The sequence below is a fragment of the Mesorhizobium sp. LSJC269B00 genome (assembly GCF_000502815.1).
GTDB lineage: Bacteria > Pseudomonadota > Alphaproteobacteria > Rhizobiales > Rhizobiaceae > Mesorhizobium.
On sequence record NZ_AYVN01000002.1, the window covers coordinates 92,873 to 112,506 of the forward strand.

Consider the following 19,634-nt stretch of genomic DNA (forward strand, 5'->3'; position numbering starts at 1 on the left):
CGCCGAGGAATGGGCGAGGCGGTGCCTGGCGTCAAGTCTCGGCGGAACGATGCCACACCGGTTCAAAACCGTGCCGCAGCACCGAAACGGTCGTGGCCGGTGTGAGCAGGCGCAGCGACCGGCCGGCAAGGCTGTCGAAGGCCGCCGCATCGCCATAGCCTGCGAACGACCAGGGCAGCGCGTTGCCGCCGCGCAGCGCATAGGCCGAGCCGCCATCCGCGATCATCGCTCCGTCCGGCAATTCGGCAAGCTCTCCCATGGTGACATCAGGTGGCTTGCCGCCGGAAGCCAGCCGCTCCTTGTGCAGCCGCTTGTCCACCATTGGCGCGCGCGGTTCGTTTACACCGAAGACTTTGCCGAAACGCCCGACAAAATCCGTGGCTCGCTCACGCCGGCAATAGAAACAGGGACGGTGCCCGGCGGCCAGCGCCGTCACCTCGTCGAGGAAGAACAACTCGGTCCAGCCGGCCCTGCCGCCCGGCCTGTTCCTGCCCATCGGCTCGCGCCGCGCATTGCGGAATTGGCAGACGCAGATGATCCAGGCCGGCAAGGCCCAACGCTTTTTCAGCAGCGTCTTGGTCTCAGGATCGTGGATGATGCCGCGATTGCCGGTGAACAGGCCGCGCTCGGATATGGCATGGATGGCGCCGAACGGATCGACCCGGTTCTGCAGTGGCATAGCTCTCTCCCGAATACGCATCTTGGCTGCAATACGGGCGACATGATATCGCTCGTCGCGTCATTTCATGTCAGCAGGGTTTTGCGATGCGGGTGCTGGTGGTCCAGAACTACGACAACACCGGCCTTGGCCAGGTTGGTGCCGCGCTCGCCGAAGCCGGCGCCGATCTCGACCTGCGCCGGCCCTACAAGGGCGATGCGCTGCCGGACGACGCGACCGGACACGATGCCATGGTGATGCTGGGCGGCGGCCAGAATGCGCTGGCCGACGATGACTACCCGTATTTCCCGGCGCTGCTCGAACTGACCCGCGATTTCGCCGCCAAGGATCGCTCGGTTCTCGGTATCTGCCTGGGTAGCCAGTTGGTTGCCCGCACTTTCGGCGGTGAGAACCAGATCGGCGGCGCCTCGGAATTCGGCTGGCACAAGGTATCGCTGACGCCGGACGCCAGAACCGATCCGGTGCTTGGCGCACTTCCCCAGGATTTCCCCATCTTCGAATGGCACGACGACACTTTCGCGCTGCCGTCAAATGCGGTGCGGCTTGCCGGCAGCGAAATTGCCGAGAACCAGGCGTTCCGTATCGGCCGCGCCGTCTACGGCTTCCAGTTCCATTTCGAGGCCGACCAGCCGATGGTGAGGGACTGGAGCGCATCCTTCGCGCCGCTGATTGCCGATCGCCATCCCGACTGGCAGGATCGCCTCGACAGCGAAATGGCACGCAACGGCCCCGAGGCCGACGCCGCGGGCTTGGCCATTGCCCGCGCCTGGGTGGCGACGATCTGAGCCCAGCCAACGCGCGGCCGTTGCATAATTGGCACGCGGCGGGGAATCTGCCGGGGACAACTTCTTTCGTCCTTGGTTTGTGGCCGAACGCTATCCTACAAGGCGCGCGCTATGCATCGGCAATGCAACCGCGATGAACCTTTGTGTGATCCGCGCGACACACCGCCGATACAGAATCGATTTACAAGCGCGAAATCGTCGAAACTTTGAGACGAATTCTCGGTTTCAACCCATTGGTAACCGCCTCGTGCCCAGATGCAGGAAGCTCAACTAGAGATGACGTCCGTGAAAGCAGCGCTTCTGTCCTTTGTCATGCTCTCTGCCATCGTTTTGTGCGGTCTCGGCATTTATTCCGCCGATGCAGCCAACAACCATCAGGCCGTCGACGGCTACGGCGTCACCGCCGCGCTTCGCTAAAACGCTTTTCCCTGCACAGTCAGGATACGCTTGTCCGCGCCGTCCACGGCGAGCGCGCTGAGCATGCCTGACTGCCAGGCGAGCGTGTCGACATTGACGCGGTTCGGCATCACCTCCGCCTCCGGCACCGGTGTGTGGCCGTGCACGATCACCTTGGGGTAAAGCCCTGGATGGTTGTGGAAGACGTCGCGTATCCAGACCAGATCCTGCGGGCTCTGGCTCTCCAGCGGCACGTCAGGCCTGACGCCTGCATGGCAGAAGAAGAAATCACCTGATATCAGTGACAATTGCAGCGACCGCAGGAAGTCGACATGGGCTTGCGGTACAGCATTGACCAGTGCCTGGTGTCCCCGCCGTAACGCCTCGGCCTTGCCGAACCAGCTTGCGTGTCCCGCTAGGTCGACGCCATAGGATTGTGCCGTCTGCACGCCGCCATAGCGGATGAACAGCCCTTCCGGGTCAGGCTCGTCGAGAAAATCGAGGAAGCCGATATCGTGGTTGCCGGCGAGCATCAGATGCCGTGGATCGCGTTTCTGTGCCTCGATCAGGAAGTCTATGACGCCCTTGGACTCTGGTCCGCGGTCGACATAGTCGCCGAGGTGGATGACGCGCCAATCGCTGGTCGGCTTGTATTCGAGTTCGCTCTCGATGCGGCGATGCATGGCGGCGAGCAGATCGAGCCGGCCATGCACGTCGCCGATCGCATAGAGGCGCATGCCATCGGGCGCGCGCGCGTCGAGGTAGTGGATGCCGGTCTCGGTCAAGGCGGCTTCGTCTCCGTGATCCAGCGAGGCTAGGGTCTAATCGGTGAACAAGACCCTATCGCCGCAACTGGTCCTTGCCCATCTCGGTCACCAGCCGTTTGCCGCACAGTGCCAGCGTGATGTCCATCTCCTTGCGGATGATGTCCAGCGCCAGGGTCACGCCTTGCTTGCCCATGGCGCCCAACCCGTACAGGAACGGGCGGCCGATATAGGTGCCCTTGGCGCCGAGGCAAAGCGCCTTCAGCACGTCCTGGCCCGAGCGGATGCCGCCGTCCATATGCACCTCGATCCTGTCGCCGACGGCATCGGCGATCTCCTCCAGCGCCATGATTGACGACGATGCGCCGTCGAGCTGGCGCCCGCCATGGTTGGAAACGATGATGGCCTCGGCGCCGGTCTCGACCGCCATCAGCGCGTCCTCCTTGTCGAGAATACCTTTCAGGATCAGCTTGCCGCCCCAGCGCTCCTTGATCCAGGCGACGTCCTTCCACGACAGGTGCGGGTCGAACTGCTCCGTCGTCCACGATGCCAGCGAAGCGACGTCGCCGACGCCCTTGGCATGGCCGACAATGTTGCGGAAGGTGCGGCGCTTGGTGCCGGCAATGCCCATCAGCCAGCGTGGCCGCATGGCGATGTTGGCAATGTTGGCCAGCGTCATCTTGGGCGGCGCCGACAGCCCGTTGCGGACATCCTTGTGGCGCTGCCCCAGGATCTGCAGGTCGAGCGTCAACACCAGCGCCGAGCATTTTGCAGCCTTCGCCCTGTCGATCAGGTCGAGCACGAAATCCTTGTCGCGAAGCACGTAGAGCTGGAACCAGAACGGCTTCTTGGTCACCGACGCGACATCCTCGATCGAGCAGATGCTCATCGTCGACAGCGTGAACGGCACGCCGAATTCCTCTGCCGCCTGCGCGGCCAGCATCTCGCCATCGGCATGCTGCATGCCGGTCATTCCAGTTGGGGCAAGCGCCACCGGCATCGCCACTTTCTCGCCGATCATGGTCGATTCCAGCGAGCGGTTGCTCATGTCGACCAGTACGCGCTGACGGAATTTTATCTTCTGGAAGTCCTCTTCGTTGGCGCGGTAGGTGCTTTCGGTCCAGGCGCCGGAATCGGCATAGTCGAAGAACATCTTCGGCACCCGCCGGCGCGCCAGGTCCTTGAGATCGGCAATGGTGAGGATGTCGCTCATGGTGGTTCCTCGTTAGCCAGTCGTCTTGAAGCCGTCGTCGGCGTCGGAGCGCTGCTTAAGCCTGAGCCGCGACACGCGCTGCCAGTCGCCGCTGCGTTCGGCCTCGAGCATCGAGCGCTCGACATAGGAGATATGGTCCATCGCCGCCTGGCGGGCAGCTGAGGGATCGCCGGCCTTCACGGCTTTGTAGATCGCGCGGTGCTGGGCCAGCAGCGCCTCCCGCGCTCCGGGCACGCTGAACACCAGAAGCCGGTTCTGGAACACGCCTTCAGACAGCAGCCGGTAGCAGGAGCGCAGCGTGTGCAAGAGGATGATGTTGTGCGCGCATTCGCACACAGCATGGTGGAACTCGACGTCGATTTCCGCCTCGTCGTCGAAATCGCCGGTGCGGTGCGCCTCGTCCATGCGCGCCATGATGCGGTCGAGCAGCGCAATGTCGTCCGCTGTCGCGCGCCGCGCCGCATATTCGGCCGCCACGCCTTCGATCTCGCGGCGGTATTCCAGATAGTCGGTCACCGCCTTGCGGTGCATGGAGACGAGGTCGGTCACCGGCTTGGTGAACAACTGGCCGATGACGTCGGCGACATGGGTGCCGCCGCCGGCCTTGGTGATCAGCAGCCCGCGCCCTTCCAGCGCCTTCAGCGCATCGCGCAGGATCGGCCGCGACACGTCGAACTGGCGCGCCAGCTCGCGCTCGCCCGGCAGCCGGTCGCCGGTGCGCAGCACGCCTTCAAGGATCAGGCTTTCGATCTGCTGCACCACCTCGTCGGCGGTGCGCGAATGCTCGATCCTGGAGAAAATATCGCTCAACGGGGGCCTGGGAAATTGAACCGGTGTCGCGCAAGATAAAGCCAGCGTCGCCAACTGGTCAAATTATTTATCCAATTCGCCCAATCGGGTCGGTCTGCGCGTCGCGCCGGCAGGACCTACGATGCTAGACTTTGGTGTTTACGCGCCTCATGGATTGCCTTTAGAGGACGCCATCACACGAAGGGTCGAGAACAGGGGGACCACCGTGTCGGACGAGACGTCCAACCTCGAATTCCAGCCGCGCGCCCAGGGCAGCGTGATGGGCTTTCCCGCGCATGAGGGACGGCCCGGCGCGATCGGCGAGGTCCATGCCCGGCCGCATCCGCTGATCGAGAAGCCGCGCGTGCTTGTGCAACTCGCCTTCATGACCGAGGGCGGCTCCGGCGTCGACATGGCCGTGCTCTCCGAACTGTCGCGGCGCCTCGGCATCGCGGCGCCCGACCGTCATGCCCGCCACCACGCCATGAAGTGGGGCAAGGGCACGCTGCGCTGGGAGCGGCATACGGAATTCTCGACCTATCTTTGGGAAGGGCCGCTTGCCGAAAGCGGCAGGGCGCAGGAGGATTCTCCTTTCGGCAACGGGTTCTCGCCGCCGGGAACGGTGATCTCAGGCATAAGGCTGGAGATCCGCAAATGGACGCCGGCAAGCGAGAAGCTGATTGCGGCCTTCGACCCGACGAGCCTCTGCTATTCGCTGGTCGAGCGCGGCAATGCGGCCATCGTCACCGATTTCCGCCAGGACGGCGACGGCCTGACCCGCATCCTGGTGCTTGATCGCGGCCTGACGCCGGCGCGGACCGGCGCGCTGTCGCAGCGGCTGATCGACGTCGAGACCTACCGCACGCTTGCCATGCTCGGCCTGCCGCTGGCGCTGACCCTGTCGAGCCGCGCCCGCCGCATCGAAGACCGGTTGGCGCAGACCACGCTGGAAATGAAGGTCACTGAAACCCGCGACAGCCAGACGCTGCTCGCCGACCTGACCGAGCTTGCCGCCGAGCTGGAAGCCGATGCCGCCTCCAGCCTCTATCGCTTCGGCGCCAGCCGCGCCTATGACGGCATCGTTGTCGAGCGGCTGGAAGCGCTGGACGAAGAAGCCGTGCCCGGCTACGACACTTGGGGCGGCTTCCTGCAGCGGCGGGTGGCGCCTGCCATGCGCACCTGCCGTTCGGTCGAGGAGCGCCAGGCCAACCTGTCGCGCAAACTAACCCGCGCCACCACGCTGCTGCGCACCTGGGTCGATGTCGAGGTCGAGAAGCAGAACCGCGATCTGCTGGCGTCGATGAACAACCGTGCCCGGCTGCAACTGCGGCTGCAGCAGACGGTGGAAGGCCTGTCGGTGGCGGCAGTGTCCTACTATGTCGTCGGCCTGATCTCCTATCTCGCCAAGGGCGCCTCGATCTTCGGCCATGCCATTGCGCCCGAAGTCGTCACCGCCGCCTCGGTGCCGGTCGCCATCGTGCTGGTCTGGTGGGGTGTGCGGCGAGTGAGGCGGATGCACTCCGAGCCGGCGAAACATCCGGGGGAGTAGGAGCGCACTTTACCCTCCCCCTTGTGGGGAGGGTCGATCCGCATAGCGGATCGGGGTGGGGGTGCTCGTAAAGAGCTTTCGTCGCGCGGACCCCCACCCCGCTCACTGCGTTCGCGACCCTCCCCACAAGGGGGAGGGTGAATAGCGGCAGATTGCCGCTGCGGAAGGCTGGCAGTACGCTCTTTGCCCAATGCGGTGTTTGCAACATCCAGATGTAACTGGTAAAAGATTTTTACCAGCCAAGCGGAGAACGCCGCCGATGTCCGGCCTTGTCATGCCCAAGCCAGACGACGCCACGATGCGAAGGCGGGCGGAGATCGTCGCCGACATGCGCATCATCGTGCCGGGCGAGGGCGTCGTCGACGCCACCAATGAGATGCGCGCCTTCGAAAGCGACGGCCTCACCGCCTACCGGCAATTGCCGCTGGTCGTGGTGCTGCCGGAAACGGTGGCGCAGGTGTCGCGGGTGCTGAAATACTGCAACGACCGCAACATCCGTGTCGTGCCGCGCGGCTCCGGCACCTCGCTCTCCGGCGGCGCGTTGCCGCTCGAGGATGCCGTGCTGCTGGTCATGAGCCGCTTCAACCGCATCCTTGCCATCGACTATCCCGATCGCGTCGTCGTCGCTCAGCCCGGCGTCACCAATCTCGGCATCACCACCGCCGTCGAGCAGGAGGGCTTCTACTATGCGCCCGATCCATCCTCCCAGATCGCCTGCTCGATCGGCGGCAATGTCGCTGAAAATTCCGGCGGCGTGCACTGCCTGAAATACGGCCTGACCGCCAACAATGTGCTGGGCATCGAGATGGTGCTGATGAACGGCGAGGTGGTGCGGCTTGGCGGCAATCATCTGGACTCGGAAGGCTATGATCTCCTCGGCGTCATGACGGGGTCCGAAGGCCTGCTCGGCGTCGTCACCGAGGTCACCGTGCGCATCCTGAAAAAGCCAGAGACGGCCCGTGCTCTGCTGATCGGCTTTCCGACCAGCGAGCAGGGCGGCCAATGCGTCGCCGACATCATCGGCGCCGGCATTATCCCTGGCGGCATGGAGATGATGGACCGGCCGGCGATCCATGCCGCGGAAGATTTCGTCCACGCCGGCTATCCCCTTGATGTCGAGGCGCTGCTGATCGTCGAACTCGACGGGCCGGGCGTCGAGGTCGATCACCTGATCGGTCTCGTCGAAGCGATCGCCTACAGGAACGGCTCCACCACATGCCGCGTCTCGCAATCCGAACAGGAGCGGCTGAGCTTCTGGGCCGGTCGCAAGGCGGCCTTCCCGGCGGTCGGCCGCATCTCGCCCGACTATTACTGCATGGATGGCACCATCCCGCGCAAGGAATTGCCGGGTGTGCTCGCCGGCATGCGCGAACTGTCGGAGAAATACGGCCTCGGCGTCGCCAATGTCTTCCACGCCGGCGACGGCAATCTGCATCCGCTGATCCTCTATGACGCCAACGTGCCGGGCGAACTCGACAAGGCGGAAAGTTTTGGCGCCGACATCTTGCGGCTCTGCGTCAAGGTCGGCGGCGTCTTGACCGGCGAGCACGGCGTCGGCGTCGAGAAGCGCGATTTGATGCCGGAGATGTTCAACCAGATCGACCTCGACCAACAAATGCGCGTCAAATGCGCCTTCGATCCCAACCATCTGCTCAACCCGGGAAAAGTGTTCCCGCAACTGCGCCGCTGCGCGGAGCTTGGACGCATGCATGTGCATCGCGGGCAGGTCGCGTTTCCGGATATTCCGAGGTTTTGAGTGGCTAAGTTGGCGCGTGAACACCCCCCTCTGTCCTGCCGGACATCTCCCCCTCAAGGGGAGAGATTGGCAGCTTGCGCGCCTTACCCTTCCTTCAAGGTCGGAGATTGGCGAAATCGGACGCGACTTCCGATCTCCCCCCTTGAGGGGGAGATGTCCGGCAGGACAGAGGGGGGCGCGAAGGAACTCGACCCATCTTCGCCATGACGACCTTCACTCCCACCACATCGGCCGAGACCCTCTCCATCGTCCAATGGGCGGCCGCGGAAGAGTCACCTTTGGAAATCATCGGCCACGGCTCCAAGCGCCGCATCGGCCGGCCACAGCAGAGCGAACACACGCTCGATCTCTCAAAACTCACCGGCGTCACGCTCTACGAGCCGGCCGAACTGGTGCTGTCGGCGAAGGCCGGCACACCGCTTTCCGATATAGAAAGCCTGCTCGCCGAAAACGGCCAGCAACTTGCTTTCGAGCCGATGGACTACGGCCCATTGTTCGGCGGCATCAAGGGAAGAGGCACGATCGGCGGTGTGCTTGCCGCGAACCTGTCCGGCCCGCGCCGGCTGAAGGCGGGCGCCGCGCGCGACCACATCCTCGGCATCAACGCCGTTGCCGGCCGCGGCGAGGCTTTCAAGTCCGGCGGCCGCGTCGTCAAGAATGTCACCGGCTACGACCTGTCGAAGCTGATGGCCAACAGCTGGGGGACGCTGGCCGTGTTCACCGACGTCACCTTCAAGGTGTTGCCGGCGGCCGAGACCGAGGTCACGCTTGCCGTGCGTGGCCTGCTCGACGATGCGGCGGCCGCCGCCATGGCGCTGGCGCTCGGCTCCAGCGCCGAAGTGTCGAGCGCGGCCCATCTGCCCGAACGCATCGCCGCGCGCGTTGCCGGGGGCAGTCTAGGCACTGACGCTGCAACGCTGCTGCGCGTCGAAGGGTTTGGCCCATCGGTCGCCTATCGCATTGAGGCGCTGAAGACCCTGCTGAAAAATGCCGGCCCGCTGCAGGAGATCGCAGGTGAGACATCGCATACCCTCTGGCGTGACATAAGGGACTGCACGCCATTCGCCGACCGTAGCGAAAAGCCGGTCTGGCGCGTCTCCATGGCGCCGTCTCAGGCCCATCAGATGGTGCTGACGCTGCGTATGCAGATCGGTGTCAGCGCCTTCTACGACTGGCAGGGCGGGCTGGTCTGGCTGCGCATGGAGGAGGGCGATCCCGAGGCCGCCCTGCTGCGCGGGCTGATCAGAAAGCATCGCGGCGGCCACGCGACGCTGGTGCGCGCCACCCCTTCGTATCGCGCCGCCGTTCCGGTGTTCGAGCCGCAGGCGCCGCATAAGGCCGCACTGTCGGCGCGGCTCAAGGCCGAGTTCGATCCCAAGTCCATCCTCAATCCCGGCCGCATGGCCTAGAGCAATTCCAGGAAAAGTGTGAAGCGGTTTTCCGTCCGGAATTGCGTCTAAACTAAAGACTAAAAGAGATGCAAACTAACTTCTCCCTTGCCCAGCTCGCCGATCCCCATGTCGCGGAATCGGAGAAGATCCTGCGCAAATGCGTGCATTGCGGCTTCTGCACCGCCACTTGCCCGACCTATGTGACATTGGGCAACGAGCTGGATTCGCCGCGCGGCCGGATTTACCTCATCAAGGACATGCTGGAGAACGGCCGCCCGGCCGACAAGGAGATCGTCACCCATATCGACCGCTGCCTGTCCTGCCTCGCCTGCATGACGACCTGTCCGTCGGGGGTCAACTACATGCATCTGGTCGACCATGCCCGCGCCCATATAGAGGAGACTTACAAGCGGCCGGTGCTCGACCGGCTCACCCGCGCAATGCTGGCCTTCGTGTTGCCCTATCCCGGGCGCTTTCGTGCCGCGCTGAAACTGGCGAGACTGGGCAAGCCGTTCATTGGTCTGTTCGAAAAGGTGCCGGCCCTGAAGCCGCTCAGCGCGATGCTGAAGCTGGCACCGGCCTCGATCCCGACGGTCTCGCCAATGGCCTCTCCCGGCGTCCATGCTGGCAAGGGGACGAAGAAAGGTCGCGTCGCCATCCTCACCGGCTGCGCCCAATCGGTGCTCGACCCCGCCATCAACGAGACGACGATTGCATTGCTGACCAGGCTTGGCGTCGAGGTCGTGGTGCCGCAGGGCGAAGCCTGCTGTGGCGCGCTGGTCCATCATATGGGCCGCGAGGCAGCAGCCCTTGCCTCGGCCCGGCAGAATGTCGATGCGTGGACGCGTGCCATCGACCAGGGCGGGCTCGATGCCATCGTCATCACCGCGTCCGGCTGCGGCACAACGATCAAGGACTACGGCTTCATGCTGCGCCTCGATCCGGCCTATGCCGACAAGGCCGCGCGGGTCTCGGCGCTGGCCAGGGACATTACCGAATATCTCGCAAGCCTCGACCTGCCCGAGCCGGTGCGCAAACCCGGCACCGTCGTCGCCTATCACTCCGCCTGCTCGATGCAGCACGGCCAGAAGATCACCCGCCAGCCGAAGGAATTGCTCGCCAGGGCCGGCTTCGTCGTGCGCGATCCGCGCGAGGGACATCTGTGCTGCGGCTCGGCCGGCACCTACAACATCCTGCAGCCGGAGATTTCGGAGAAGCTGCGCGACCGAAAGGTGAAAAACATCGAGGCCACCGGCGCGGAGATCGTTGCCACAGGCAATATCGGCTGCATCACCCAGATCGCTTCGGCTGCAAAGCTGCCGGTGGTGCACACGATCAAGCTGCTCGACTGGGCCTATGGTGGTCCGAAGCCGGAGGGCGTCTCCGAAGGAAACCTGGTCGCCGCCGAGTAAGCAGCTATTCCGCTGCCAGCCGGTCCACCACGCCATACGTCGCCTGGTAGCGCGCGCGCTGGCGGCTGAGCGCGACCATTGTGTTGCGCAAGAGGATCGCCACAGTGATCGGGCCGACGCCGCCCGGCACCGGCGTGATCCAGGACGCGACTTCCTTCACGCTCTCGGTGTCGACGTCGCCGACGATGCGGCTCGTGCCGTCCGGGCCGATCTCGGAATTGATGCCGATGTCGATGACGGCCGCACCGGGCTTCACCATGTCGGCCTTGATCAGCCGCGGCTTGCCGACGGCGACGAACAGCGCATCGGCGCGGCGCGCATGTGCCGCCACCGAGCGCGTCATGTGATGGCACACCGTCACCGTCGCGCCTTCGCTCATCAGCAGGAAGGCAATCGGCTTGCCGACGATCTCGGAATGGCCGACGACGACGACTTCGAGCCCCTTGAGGTCGAGGCCGGTTTCCTTGAGCAGCTCGACCGAGGCCGCAGCCGTGCAAGGCGCGAGGTCGAGCTGATTGTAGACGATATTGCCGATCGACGCCGGATGCATGCCCTCGACGTCCTTCAGTGGATGCACCGCCGCTTGCAGCGTCTTGATCGGGATATGCGCCGGCACCGGCCGCTGGATGATGATGCCGGTGACGCGCGGGTCGGCGTTCAGGCCGTGGATCGCCGCCTCGAGTTCGCCGGCGCTGATGTCGGCGGGGAACCGCCGCTCCTCGAAACCGATGCCGGCAAGGGCGGCCTTGGCGCGCTGGTTGCGCACATAGACATCTACGGCAGCGGTATCGCCGACGGTGATCGACACCAGCTTGGGCGGAAAACCTTCGGCGGTAGCGATGGCGGCATCCTCGCGCACGGATGCCATGATGCGCTGGGCGACCGGGCCGCCCCGGAGATAGCGGCTATCGTCTGGCGGAGACATGGCTGGACCTTTGCAGCGGAGTTTGGCGCAGGGGAGTTTGGCCGTCCCTATAGCAGGGGAAATGCGGCAAGGCAGCGTGAAAGCGAACCGTCATCCCCCTGGCGCGACGTTCTGGCGCAGCCTGGCTCAGCTATAGCCGCAAAGAGAAAGGGCAGCGCGGTTTCCCGGGCTGCCCTTTCCTGACTGGCCGCATCCCCACACGGCCCGTCCCCCGCAAACTCTTCCCGATCCTGAAGGTCTAACCTTCTGGATCAGATGATTCGGTAGCCTATTATATCACGACCACGGTCGTTCCAACATTGACCCTCTCGTAAAGGTCAACCACGTCCTCGTTGCGCATGCGGATGCAGCCGGAAGACACCGAGCCGCCGATGGTCCATGGCTGGTTGGTGCCGTGGATGCGGTATTCCGTCGTGCCGAGATAGAGCGCGCGGGCGCCAAGCGGGTTTTCCTCGCCGCCGGCCAGATAGGTCGGGAGGTAGCGGCCCTTGGCGGCCTCGCGCTTGATCATCTCCGCTGGCGGGCGCCAGTCCGGCCAGACGCGCTTGTTGGTGATCTTGTGCGTGCCAGACCATTCGAAGCCAGGCTTGCCTGTGCCGACGCCATAGCGCCGCGCCTTGCCGTTCTTCTCGACCAGGAACAGGAAGTTCTGCGTCGTATCGATCACGATCGTGCCCGGCTTCTGCGGGCCGTCATAGGCGACTTCCTGCGGCAGGTAGAGCGGATTGATCTGCGGCCGCATCACCACGCGCTTGGCCGGCGCCTGCACGGAAGCAGTGCGCACCCGATCGGGTCGCGCCGGCTGCGCATAGCGAAGTCGCGGCTGCTGGACCACCTGTCGGCTCTGCCGCACGATGCCGGGCGCCCGGCCAAGCTGCAGCACCCAGGGTGCGGAAAGGTCGGGGCTCACCATCACCGGCGGCCTGTCGGCATAGCGGTCGTTGGCGGCAGAGGAGGTGACGCCGGCGGCCAGAATGGCCACGGCGCCGAGCACGGAACGCAAAAAGATCTTCATCGGAACGCACCTTGATCGTCGAACGGACGGAGGCGGAACTTGCCCCCGGTTGCGCGATCCTTGGCGCGAAGCGGCAACCGAAACATGAATCGGAATGCGTAAAATGCCGCTTTGTCAGTAAACCTTTTGGTGTGGTTACCGCCGGGTTCAGGAATCTGGTAAAGCCGCGGTAAATGCAGCGCGAAAGCGCGTTAACGGATGGATTGGCCATGGCGCAAGACAACACCGGACTGCTTACCGGCTCCGACGGGATCACGCGCTGCTTCTGGCACGGCAATCTGCCGGACTATCTGCACTACCACGACCATGAATGGGGCCGGCCGGTCGCCGACGACCGCAGGCTGTTCGAAAAAATCTGCCTGGAAGGCTTTCAGTCCGGCCTGTCCTGGCTGACCATTCTGCGCAAGCGCGAGAATTTCCGCGAGGCCTTCGCCGGTTTCGACTTCGACAAGGTCGCTGCCTTCACCGACGAGGATGTCGAGCGCCTGGTCGCCAATGTCGGCATCATCCGCCACCGCGGCAAGATCGTCTCGACCATCAACAACGCCAAACGCGCGCGCGAAATGGTGGATGAATTCGGCTCGCTGGCCGCCTGGTTCTGGAAGTTCGAGCCGGGGTCGGAGGAGCGGCCGGAGATCGTCGACCTCGCCCACCTGCGGGCCAACCCGACGACAGCGGTCTCGATCAGGATTTCGAAGGAGTTGAAAAAGCGCGGCTGGAGCTTTGTCGGACCGACGACGGTCTATGCCTTCATGCAAGCGATGGGCCTGGTCAACGACCATCTCGAGGGGTGTGTTTGCCGGGAGCAGGTGGAGAAGGAACGCAAGGCCTTTAAGAGGCCGAAGTAGGGCGCTGTCCCCCTACCTCCCCCTTGTGGAGAGGTCGCGCCGAAGGCGCGGGTGGGGGTATCTTGGCGCCGCACCCCCACCCCGACGCTACGCGTCGACCCTCCCCACAAGGGGAGGGTAAGGAACTCACGTCCCGCTGGCGCCAGTCAGGAACAATCCCGCCACAATCGCCGCCAGTGCCGCAAAGGCCGGATAAATCACCAGCAATCCGGTCATCAGCGCCTCGCGCATGGTGGAACCCTTGCGCTCGTCGGCGGTGACCTCAAACGGACCGAGGCTCGCCGTCACCTGCGCACGGCTCTCGGCCGGCCGCAGCCGGACTTCATGCAAGCCGTCGTCTCTGATGTCGAACTTGTGTGCCGCAGTCATGGCCCCAACCCTTTGTTTCGGCGCGCTTATCGGCTCTGATTGTGTCGGCACGATGCCGCGCCGATGGCGGAATTGTTTCCTTTTGGTGCGTTTTGTTTCGGAGGAGAAGGAAAAAGCGCAAACCCTTGCCGCACAAAGCCGCTTCGGTTAGGACACGCCCACTCCAAACAAGTCATCGATTACTAAGCGAAAAGACCCATCCCATGGCCGACAAATCGGAAAAGACGAAAGCGCGGCTGCCGCGCGGCTTTGCCGACCGCAGTGCGGAAGACATCCGCGCCGTCGAGAAGATGATGGCGACGATCCGCTCGGTCTATGAGCTCTATGGTTTCGAGCCGGCCGACCAGCCGCTGATCGAATACACCGATGCGCTGGGCAAATTCCTGCCCGACCAGGACCGGCCTAATGAGGGCGTATTTTCTTTCCAGGACGATGACGAGCAGTGGCTGTCGTTGCGCTACGACCTGACCGCGCCGACGGCGCGTTATGTCGCCGAGAATTTTGAGCGACTGCCGAAGCCCTATCGCAGCTACCGCTCCGGCTGGGTGTTCCGCAACGAAAAGCCCGGCCCCGGCCGCTTCCGCCAGTTCATGCAGTTCGACGCTGACACCATCGGCACACCGGGCGTCGCGGCTGATGCTGAAATGGCGATGATGATGGCCGACGTGATGGAAGCGCTCGGCATCAAGCGCGGCGACTACGTCATCCGCGTCAACAATCGCAAGGTGCTCGATGGCGTGCTGGAAGCGATCGGCCTTGGCGGCGATGAGAATGCAGGGCGTCGGCTGACGGTGCTGCGCGCGATCGACAAGCTGGACAAGCTCGGACCGGAAGGCGTGAGACTGCTGCTTGGTCCGGGGCGCTGGGATGGCGGCAAGGAAGGCGAGGGTGACTTTGCCAAGGGTGCCGGACTGAATGAGGCGCAAGCCGAGGCCGTTCTTCTCGCGACAGCGAGGGAACAGGCCCGCCAGGATTCCAATGTCGATGCGAACGCGATCTATCAGGAAGGCGTTGGCGAGCTCTCCACGATTGAAGCCTTGGTCAGGGCGGCAGGGTACGGCGAAGATCGTATCGCCATGGACCGCTCCGTCGTGCGTGGCCTCGAATACTACACCGGCCCGGTTTTCGAGGCCGAGCTTCTGGCCGAAATCCCCAACGAAGACGGCCAGATCGTGCGCTTCGGTTCGGTCGGTGGTGGCGGCCGCTATGACGGGCTGGTCTCGCGCTTCCGTGGCGAGCCGGTGCCGGCTACCGGCTTTTCGATCGGCGTCTCCCGCCTGATGACGGCGCTGAAGAACCTCGGCAAGCTGGACACCACAGACGTGATCGCGCCGGTCGTCGTGCTGGTGATGGACAAGGATACCGAAAGCCTCGGCCGCTACCAGAAGATGGTGGCCGGCCTGCGCGCGGCCGGCATCCGCTCCGAAATGTATCTCGGCGGCGCCGGCATGAAGGCGCAGTTGAAATATGCCGACCGCCGCGGCAGCCCGGTTGCCATCATTCAGGGCGGGGACGAGCGCGCCAAGGGCGAGCTGCAGATCAAGGATCTGATCGAAGGCGCACGCATGTCGGCCGAGATCACCGACAACGCCGAATGGCGGGCCGCAAGGCCAGCGCAGGTGACCGTGGCGGAGAGCGAGCTGGTCGCCGAGGTGAAGAAGATTCTGGCGGCGCAGGCGGCCGACCGTGCGAAGGGTGGCGCTTGAACACCCCCCTCTGGCCTGCCGGCCATCTCCCCCTCAAGGGGGGAGATTGGATGTCATCGGCGCTTTCGCAAATCTTCATCGCTGCAGGAAACGATCCGACGCTAAAGCTGCCAATCTCCCGCCTTGAGGGGGAGATGGCCGGCAGGCCAGAGGGGGGTGCCTCGCACCCAACCAGCCGATGACTCGCTATCCCGCCATCGCATCCGAAATCACTAAGCTCTTCGCCACCCGCAACACCCATGCGGTTGAGGTCGCGGTGCTGCAGCCGGCCGACCCATTCCTCGATATGGCCGGCGAGGATCTGCGCCGCCGCATCTTTCTCACCGAAAGCGAGACCGGCAGGACGCTGTGTCTGCGGCCCGAATTCACCATCCCCGTCTGCCTCGACCACATCGCCTCGCAGGCGGGCACGCCGCGTCGCTATTCCTACATCGGCGAAGTGTTCCGCCAGCGCCGCGAGGGCGGCAACGAGTTCTTTCAGGCCGGCATCGAGGATCTCGGTGACCGCGATACGGCCGAGGCCGATGCGCGTTCGCTGGTCGATGCGCATGCGCTGCTGCAGCTGGTGCTGCCGGCGCAACCTCTTGCGATCACGCTCGGCGACCAGACCATCTTCGAGGCGGTGCTGGCGGCCCTCGGCCTGCCGCGCGGCTGGCGCATGCGACTTGCGCGTGCCTTCGGTTCGGCGCCGATGCTGCAGGCAGCGTTGTCCGATCTCGCCAACCCGCCACGCAACGGTGAGCTTGACGGCGAAGTCGCGGCCCTGGTGCTCGATGGCGATCTCGAAGCGCTTTCCGCCCACATTGCCGGCGGCATGGAAGAGGCCGGCCTTTTGGCATCCGGCGGACGCGCGCCAGTCGACATTGCCCGGCGGCTGATCGAAAAGGCCGAATTGCGCAGCGTGCGGTTGTCGAACGAAGCGTTTGCGGCGCTCAGGGATTTTCTCGCCATCGACGTGCCGCTCGACGGCGCGAGTGCTGCGCTCGAAAGTTTTGCGGCCTCTGCCGGGCTTTCGCTGGGCGCGGCGCTGGAAAAATTCGCCGCCCGCGCCAAAGCCATCGAGGCACATGGCCTGCCTGCAAAGACGATCCGCTACGACGCTGCCTTCGGCCGTCCGCTGGATTACTACACCGGCATCGTCTTCGAGATCGCAGCACTTGGTGGCGAGCGGCCGCTGGCCGGCGGCGGTCGCTACGACCGGCTGCTGACCCTGCTCGGCGCCAAGACGCCGATCCCCGGCGTCGGCTTCTCCGTCTGGCTCGACCGCATCGAAGCGCTGCGGGGAGAGCCGCAATGATCACGCTGGCGATCCCATCGAAAGGCCGGCTCAAGGAGCAGGCGCTGGAAGTGTTGGCCAAAGCCGGACTCGCCGTCAGCCTGCCCGGCGATGAGCGCCAGTACCGCGCCCGCATCGACGGCGCCGAGGGCATCGAGGTCGCGTTCCTGTCGGCGTCCGAAATCGCCGGCGAGATTGGGCAAGGTTCAGTCGACCTCGGCATTACCGGCGAGGATCTGCTGCGCGAAAACCTCGCCGACTGGGAGGCGCGCGCCGAAATCGTCGCTCGCCTCGGCTTCGGCCATGCCGATGTCGTGGTCGCGGTGCCCGGCATCTGGCTCGACGTCGATACCATGGCCGATCTCGACGATGTCGCCGCCGATTTCCGCCAGCGCCACGGCAGGCGGCTGAGGATCGCAACCAAATATTGGCGGCTGACGCAACAATTCTTCTCGCAAAAGCACGGCATCCAGGTTTACCGCATCGTCGAAAGCCTCGGCGCCACCGAAGGCGCGCCGGCGGCAGGCCTTGCCGATGTCATCGTCGACATCACCACCACCGGCTCGACCCTACGCGCCAACCATCTCAAGGTGCTGGCCGATGGGGTTGTGCTGAAGTCGCAGGCCTGCCTCGTGGCTGCCAGGAAAGATCGTGCTGCTGCGGATGAGGCGCTAGTGCGGGAAATAGCCGCGAAGACGAGCGCGCTCCCTCCCCCTTGAGGGGAGGGTGGACAGCCGCCAAAGGCGGATGGAGGGTGGGGTCGCTCCGGCAGTGCTCGACGCGAGACGACCCAAGCCGGGTCGACCGTGAGCAAGGAAGTCGAGCACTTCGCCGAGGGTCCCACCCGCCTCGCTTCGCGAGGCACCCTCCCCGCGAGGGGGAGGGGAACCGCCTCTACTTTCCACCATCCCATCAGGCTGATAGGCTCGCCATATCCCGGGAGGAAACGGCGATGGCGATCAATCTCGACGAGCTCAAGAACGCCACCAATCTGCGCGGGCGCGGCAGGGCTTTCATCGCTCCGCTCGACGGCCGGGCACATGTGTCGGGCGACCGTTCGGTGCCGCTGCTCGACAAGACGATCCCTCAGCTTTTCTCCGGCACGGTCAGCAAATACGCCACGCAGGATGCTGCCGTCTTCGTCGGCCAGGACAAGCGCTTCACCTGGAGCGAATTGTCGGACACGGTCGATACGCTCGCCGCCGGCTTCCTGGCGCTCGGCCTCGAAAAAGGCGACCGTGTCGGCATCTGGTCGCCCAACCGCTGGGAATGGCTGGTCACCCAATTCGCCACCGCTCGCATCGGCCTGATCCTGGTCAACATCAACCCGGCCTACCGGCTGACGGAGCTGGAATATGCCCTCAACAAGGTCGGCTGCAAGGCGCTGGTCACCGCCGCCAGTTTCAAGACCTCCGACTATCTCGGCATGATCGAGACGCTGGCGCCGGAGCTCGCCAAGGCCACCCCCGGCAAGCTCAAGGCGCAGAAATTGCCGACGCTGAAGATCGTCATCCGCATGGGCGACGACAACTCGCCCGGCATGTTCAATTTCGCCGATGTGCTGTCGATGGCCGGCCGCGACGAGCATGACAGCCTCGACCGCATCTCCGAAGGGCTGAAGCCGGGCGAGGCCATCAACATCCAGTTCACATCAGGCACGACGGGCGCGCCCAAGGGCGCGACGCTGACCCACACCAACATCGTCAACAATGGCAATTTCGTCACCGCTGCGATCAAGCTCACCGTCGACGACCGGCTCTGCATCCCGGTGCCGCTCTACCACTGCTTCGGCATGTCGATGGGCACGATGGGCTGCGTCACCAAGGGCGCGACCATGGTGTTTCCTGGCGAGGGTTTTGACGCCGGCGCGACGCTGAAGGCGGTGGCGCAGGAACGCTGCACCGGCCTCTACGGCGTGCCGACCATGTTCGTCGCCATGCTTGACCACGCCGACTTCACCAGCTTCGATCTCTCCAGCCTGCGCACCGGCATCATGGCGGGCTCACCATGCCCGATCGAGGTGATGAAGAAGGTGGTGACGCTGATGCATATGGAAGAGGTGACCATCGCCTACGGCATGACCGAGACCAGCCCGGTCTCGTTCCAGAGCAGCGTCGACGATCCGCTGGAAAAACGCGTCTCCACTGTCGGCCGCATCCATCCGCATGTCGAGGTCAAGGCCATCGACGCCGAGGGCGCCACCGTCGCCGTCGGCGCGCCGGGCGAGCTGTGCACCCGCGGCTATTCCGTCATGAAAGGCTACTGGGACGACGCGGAAAAAACCCGCGAGGCGATCGACGCCGACGGCTGGATGCACACCGGTGATCTCGCCACCATCGACGCCGAGGGCTATTGCAACATTGTCGGCCGGGTCAAGGACATGGTCATCCGCGGCGGCGAAAACGTCTATCCCAGAGAGGTCGAGGAATTCCTCTACCGCCATCCCAAGGTCAAGGAGGTGCAGGTGTTCGGCATTCCCGACGCCAAATATGGCGAGGAGCTGTGCGCCTGGATCGTGCTGAAGCCCAACCAGATCGCCACCGAGCAGGAGATCAAGAATTTCTGCGCCGGCCAGATCGCCCACTACAAAATCCCCCGCTACATCCGCTTCCGCACCGAACTGCCCATGACGGTGACGGGAAAACCGCAGAAGTTTCTGATGCGCGAGGCGATGGTGGAGGAACTGGGGCTGGTGGTGCAGAAGACGGCTTGAGGGTTGAACGCCGGGGGACGGGATTGCCCGCTTCGAAACGACATTGGG

Annotated in this window: 18 protein-coding genes; 11 read left to right on the top strand and 7 right to left on the bottom strand. The window is 64.5% G+C overall.

Features of this window, described 5'->3' with window-relative positions; all coding sequences use genetic code 11:
- Positions 1–31 precede the first annotated feature (31 nt).
- On the bottom strand, positions 32–679 hold the full coding sequence (locus tag X771_RS159840) for a hypothetical protein (protein ID WP_023686822.1): 648 nt from the start codon (positions 677–679) through the stop codon (positions 32–34).
- Positions 680–765: 86 nt separating this feature from the next.
- Between X771_RS159840 and X771_RS159835 the strand changes: the two genes are divergently transcribed.
- Both X771_RS159835 and X771_RS1000000166340 read left to right on the top strand, forming a co-directional pair.
- Positions 766–1,464 carry a type 1 glutamine amidotransferase gene (locus X771_RS159835; RefSeq protein ID WP_023686823.1) on the top strand — a complete coding sequence of 233 codons (699 nt, stop codon included), beginning with the start codon at positions 766–768 and terminating at the stop codon, positions 1,462–1,464.
- A gap of 276 nt (positions 1,465–1,740) precedes the next feature.
- Positions 1,741–1,881 (top strand): hypothetical protein, encoded by a 141-nt coding sequence (locus tag X771_RS1000000166340; RefSeq protein ID WP_006206855.1) that lies wholly within the window; start codon positions 1,741–1,743, stop codon positions 1,879–1,881.
- Here X771_RS1000000166340 and X771_RS159830 read toward each other — a convergent pair.
- The 3 genes from X771_RS159830 to X771_RS159820 are packed head-to-tail and all read right to left on the bottom strand — an operon-like array spanning position 1,878 to position 4,647.
- Positions 1,878–2,645: a metallophosphoesterase family protein gene (locus X771_RS159830; protein WP_023686824.1), complete on the bottom strand. Its 768-nt coding sequence runs from the start codon at positions 2,643–2,645 to the stop codon at positions 1,878–1,880. The two genes, X771_RS1000000166340 and X771_RS159830, sit on opposite strands and share 4 nt — an antisense overlap.
- Positions 2,646–2,700: 55 nt before the next feature.
- The gene (locus tag X771_RS159825; protein ID WP_023686825.1) at positions 2,701–3,837 is read right to left on the bottom strand and encodes an alpha-hydroxy acid oxidase; all 1,137 of its coding nucleotides are present in this window, start codon (positions 3,835–3,837) and stop codon (positions 2,701–2,703) included.
- 12 nt (positions 3,838–3,849) lie between these two features.
- A complete protein-coding gene (locus X771_RS159820) occupies positions 3,850–4,647 on the bottom strand; it encodes an FCD domain-containing protein (RefSeq protein ID WP_023686826.1) in 798 nt (265 codons plus the stop codon).
- A gap of 205 nt (positions 4,648–4,852) precedes the next feature.
- Between X771_RS159820 and X771_RS159815 the strand changes: the two genes are divergently transcribed.
- The 4 genes from X771_RS159815 (at position 4,853) to glcF (ending at position 10,734) form a co-directional block, all read left to right on the top strand.
- Positions 4,853–6,175, top strand: a complete 1,323-nt coding sequence (locus tag X771_RS159815) for a DUF3422 family protein (RefSeq protein ID WP_023686827.1) — start codon at positions 4,853–4,855, stop codon at positions 6,173–6,175.
- Positions 6,176–6,434: 259 nt separating this feature from the next.
- A complete protein-coding gene (locus X771_RS159810; RefSeq protein ID WP_023686828.1) occupies positions 6,435–7,931 on the top strand; it encodes an FAD-linked oxidase C-terminal domain-containing protein in 1,497 nt (498 codons plus the stop codon).
- 203 nt (positions 7,932–8,134) lie between these two features.
- Positions 8,135–9,340: an FAD-binding protein gene (locus X771_RS159805; RefSeq protein WP_023686829.1), complete on the top strand. Its 1,206-nt coding sequence runs from the start codon at positions 8,135–8,137 to the stop codon at positions 9,338–9,340.
- A 68-nt stretch (positions 9,341–9,408) separates the two neighbouring features.
- On the top strand, positions 9,409–10,734 hold the full coding sequence (gene glcF, locus X771_RS159800) for a glycolate oxidase subunit GlcF (protein WP_023686830.1): 1,326 nt from the start codon (positions 9,409–9,411) through the stop codon (positions 10,732–10,734).
- Between the two features lie 4 nt (positions 10,735–10,738).
- On the opposite strand, the gene X771_RS159795 is transcribed toward glcF, so the two are convergent.
- Positions 10,739–11,659 (bottom strand): bifunctional 5,10-methylenetetrahydrofolate dehydrogenase/5,10-methenyltetrahydrofolate cyclohydrolase, encoded by a 921-nt coding sequence (locus X771_RS159795; RefSeq protein WP_023670547.1) that lies wholly within the window; start codon positions 11,657–11,659, stop codon positions 10,739–10,741.
- Between the two features lie 271 nt (positions 11,660–11,930).
- Positions 11,931–12,674, bottom strand: a complete 744-nt coding sequence (locus tag X771_RS159790; protein ID WP_023686831.1) for a L,D-transpeptidase — start codon at positions 12,672–12,674, stop codon at positions 11,931–11,933.
- Positions 12,675–12,883: 209 nt separating this feature from the next.
- On the opposite strand from X771_RS159790, the gene X771_RS159785 reads away from it, so the two are divergent.
- On the top strand, positions 12,884–13,522 hold the full coding sequence (locus X771_RS159785; protein ID WP_023686832.1) for a DNA-3-methyladenine glycosylase I: 639 nt from the start codon (positions 12,884–12,886) through the stop codon (positions 13,520–13,522).
- 126 nt (positions 13,523–13,648) lie between these two features.
- On the opposite strand, the gene X771_RS159780 is transcribed toward X771_RS159785, so the two are convergent.
- The gene (locus X771_RS159780) at positions 13,649–13,891 is read right to left on the bottom strand and encodes a hypothetical protein (protein ID WP_023681830.1); all 243 of its coding nucleotides are present in this window, start codon (positions 13,889–13,891) and stop codon (positions 13,649–13,651) included.
- Positions 13,892–14,094: 203 nt separating this feature from the next.
- Here X771_RS159780 and hisS point away from each other — a divergent pair, with 203 nt between their 5' ends.
- From hisS to X771_RS159760, 4 genes are all read left to right on the top strand, one after another.
- A complete protein-coding gene (gene hisS / locus X771_RS159775; RefSeq protein ID WP_023686833.1) occupies positions 14,095–15,597 on the top strand; it encodes a histidine--tRNA ligase in 1,503 nt (500 codons plus the stop codon).
- A gap of 178 nt (positions 15,598–15,775) precedes the next feature.
- On the top strand, positions 15,776–16,894 hold the full coding sequence (locus X771_RS159770) for an ATP phosphoribosyltransferase regulatory subunit (protein ID WP_023686834.1): 1,119 nt from the start codon (positions 15,776–15,778) through the stop codon (positions 16,892–16,894).
- Entirely contained in the window at positions 16,891–17,592 is a 702-nt protein-coding gene (gene hisG / locus X771_RS159765) for an ATP phosphoribosyltransferase (protein ID WP_023686835.1), read from the top strand. The genes X771_RS159770 and hisG overlap by 4 nt, the downstream gene beginning before the upstream one ends.
- A gap of 233 nt (positions 17,593–17,825) precedes the next feature.
- Positions 17,826–19,586, top strand: coding sequence for an AMP-binding protein (locus X771_RS159760; protein WP_023686836.1), 1,761 nt, complete (start codon positions 17,826–17,828; stop codon positions 19,584–19,586).
- The last annotated feature ends 48 nt before the right edge of the window (positions 19,587–19,634 follow it).

Bases quoted from the DNA above. Each gene is read 5' to 3' on its own strand.
- hisS (WP_023686833.1), top strand. From the start codon at position 14,095: ATGGCCGACAAATCGGAAAAGACGAAAGCGCGGCTGCCGCGCGGCTTT.
- X771_RS159805 (WP_023686829.1), top strand. From the start codon at position 8,135: ATGACGACCTTCACTCCCACCACATCGGCCGAGACCCTCTCCATCGTC.
- X771_RS159770 (WP_023686834.1), top strand. From the start codon at position 15,776: ATGACTCGCTATCCCGCCATCGCATCCGAAATCACTAAGCTCTTCGCC.
- X771_RS159780 (WP_023681830.1), bottom strand. From the start codon at position 13,891: ATGACTGCGGCACACAAGTTCGACATCAGAGACGACGGCTTGCATGAA.
- X771_RS159760 (WP_023686836.1), top strand. From the start codon at position 17,826: ATGGCGATCAATCTCGACGAGCTCAAGAACGCCACCAATCTGCGCGGG.
- X771_RS159810 (WP_023686828.1), top strand. From the start codon at position 6,435: ATGTCCGGCCTTGTCATGCCCAAGCCAGACGACGCCACGATGCGAAGG.
- X771_RS159825 (WP_023686825.1), bottom strand. From the start codon at position 3,837: ATGAGCGACATCCTCACCATTGCCGATCTCAAGGACCTGGCGCGCCGG.
- X771_RS159785 (WP_023686832.1), top strand. From the start codon at position 12,884: ATGGCGCAAGACAACACCGGACTGCTTACCGGCTCCGACGGGATCACG.
- X771_RS159790 (WP_023686831.1), bottom strand. From the start codon at position 12,674: ATGAAGATCTTTTTGCGTTCCGTGCTCGGCGCCGTGGCCATTCTGGCC.
- X771_RS1000000166340 (WP_006206855.1), top strand. From the start codon at position 1,741: ATGACGTCCGTGAAAGCAGCGCTTCTGTCCTTTGTCATGCTCTCTGCC.
- X771_RS159835 (WP_023686823.1), top strand. From the start codon at position 766: ATGCGGGTGCTGGTGGTCCAGAACTACGACAACACCGGCCTTGGCCAG.
- glcF (WP_023686830.1), top strand. From the start codon at position 9,409: ATGCAAACTAACTTCTCCCTTGCCCAGCTCGCCGATCCCCATGTCGCG.
- X771_RS159840 (WP_023686822.1), bottom strand. From the start codon at position 679: ATGCCACTGCAGAACCGGGTCGATCCGTTCGGCGCCATCCATGCCATA.
- X771_RS159795 (WP_023670547.1), bottom strand. From the start codon at position 11,659: ATGTCTCCGCCAGACGATAGCCGCTATCTCCGGGGCGGCCCGGTCGCC.
- hisG (WP_023686835.1), top strand. From the start codon at position 16,891: ATGATCACGCTGGCGATCCCATCGAAAGGCCGGCTCAAGGAGCAGGCG.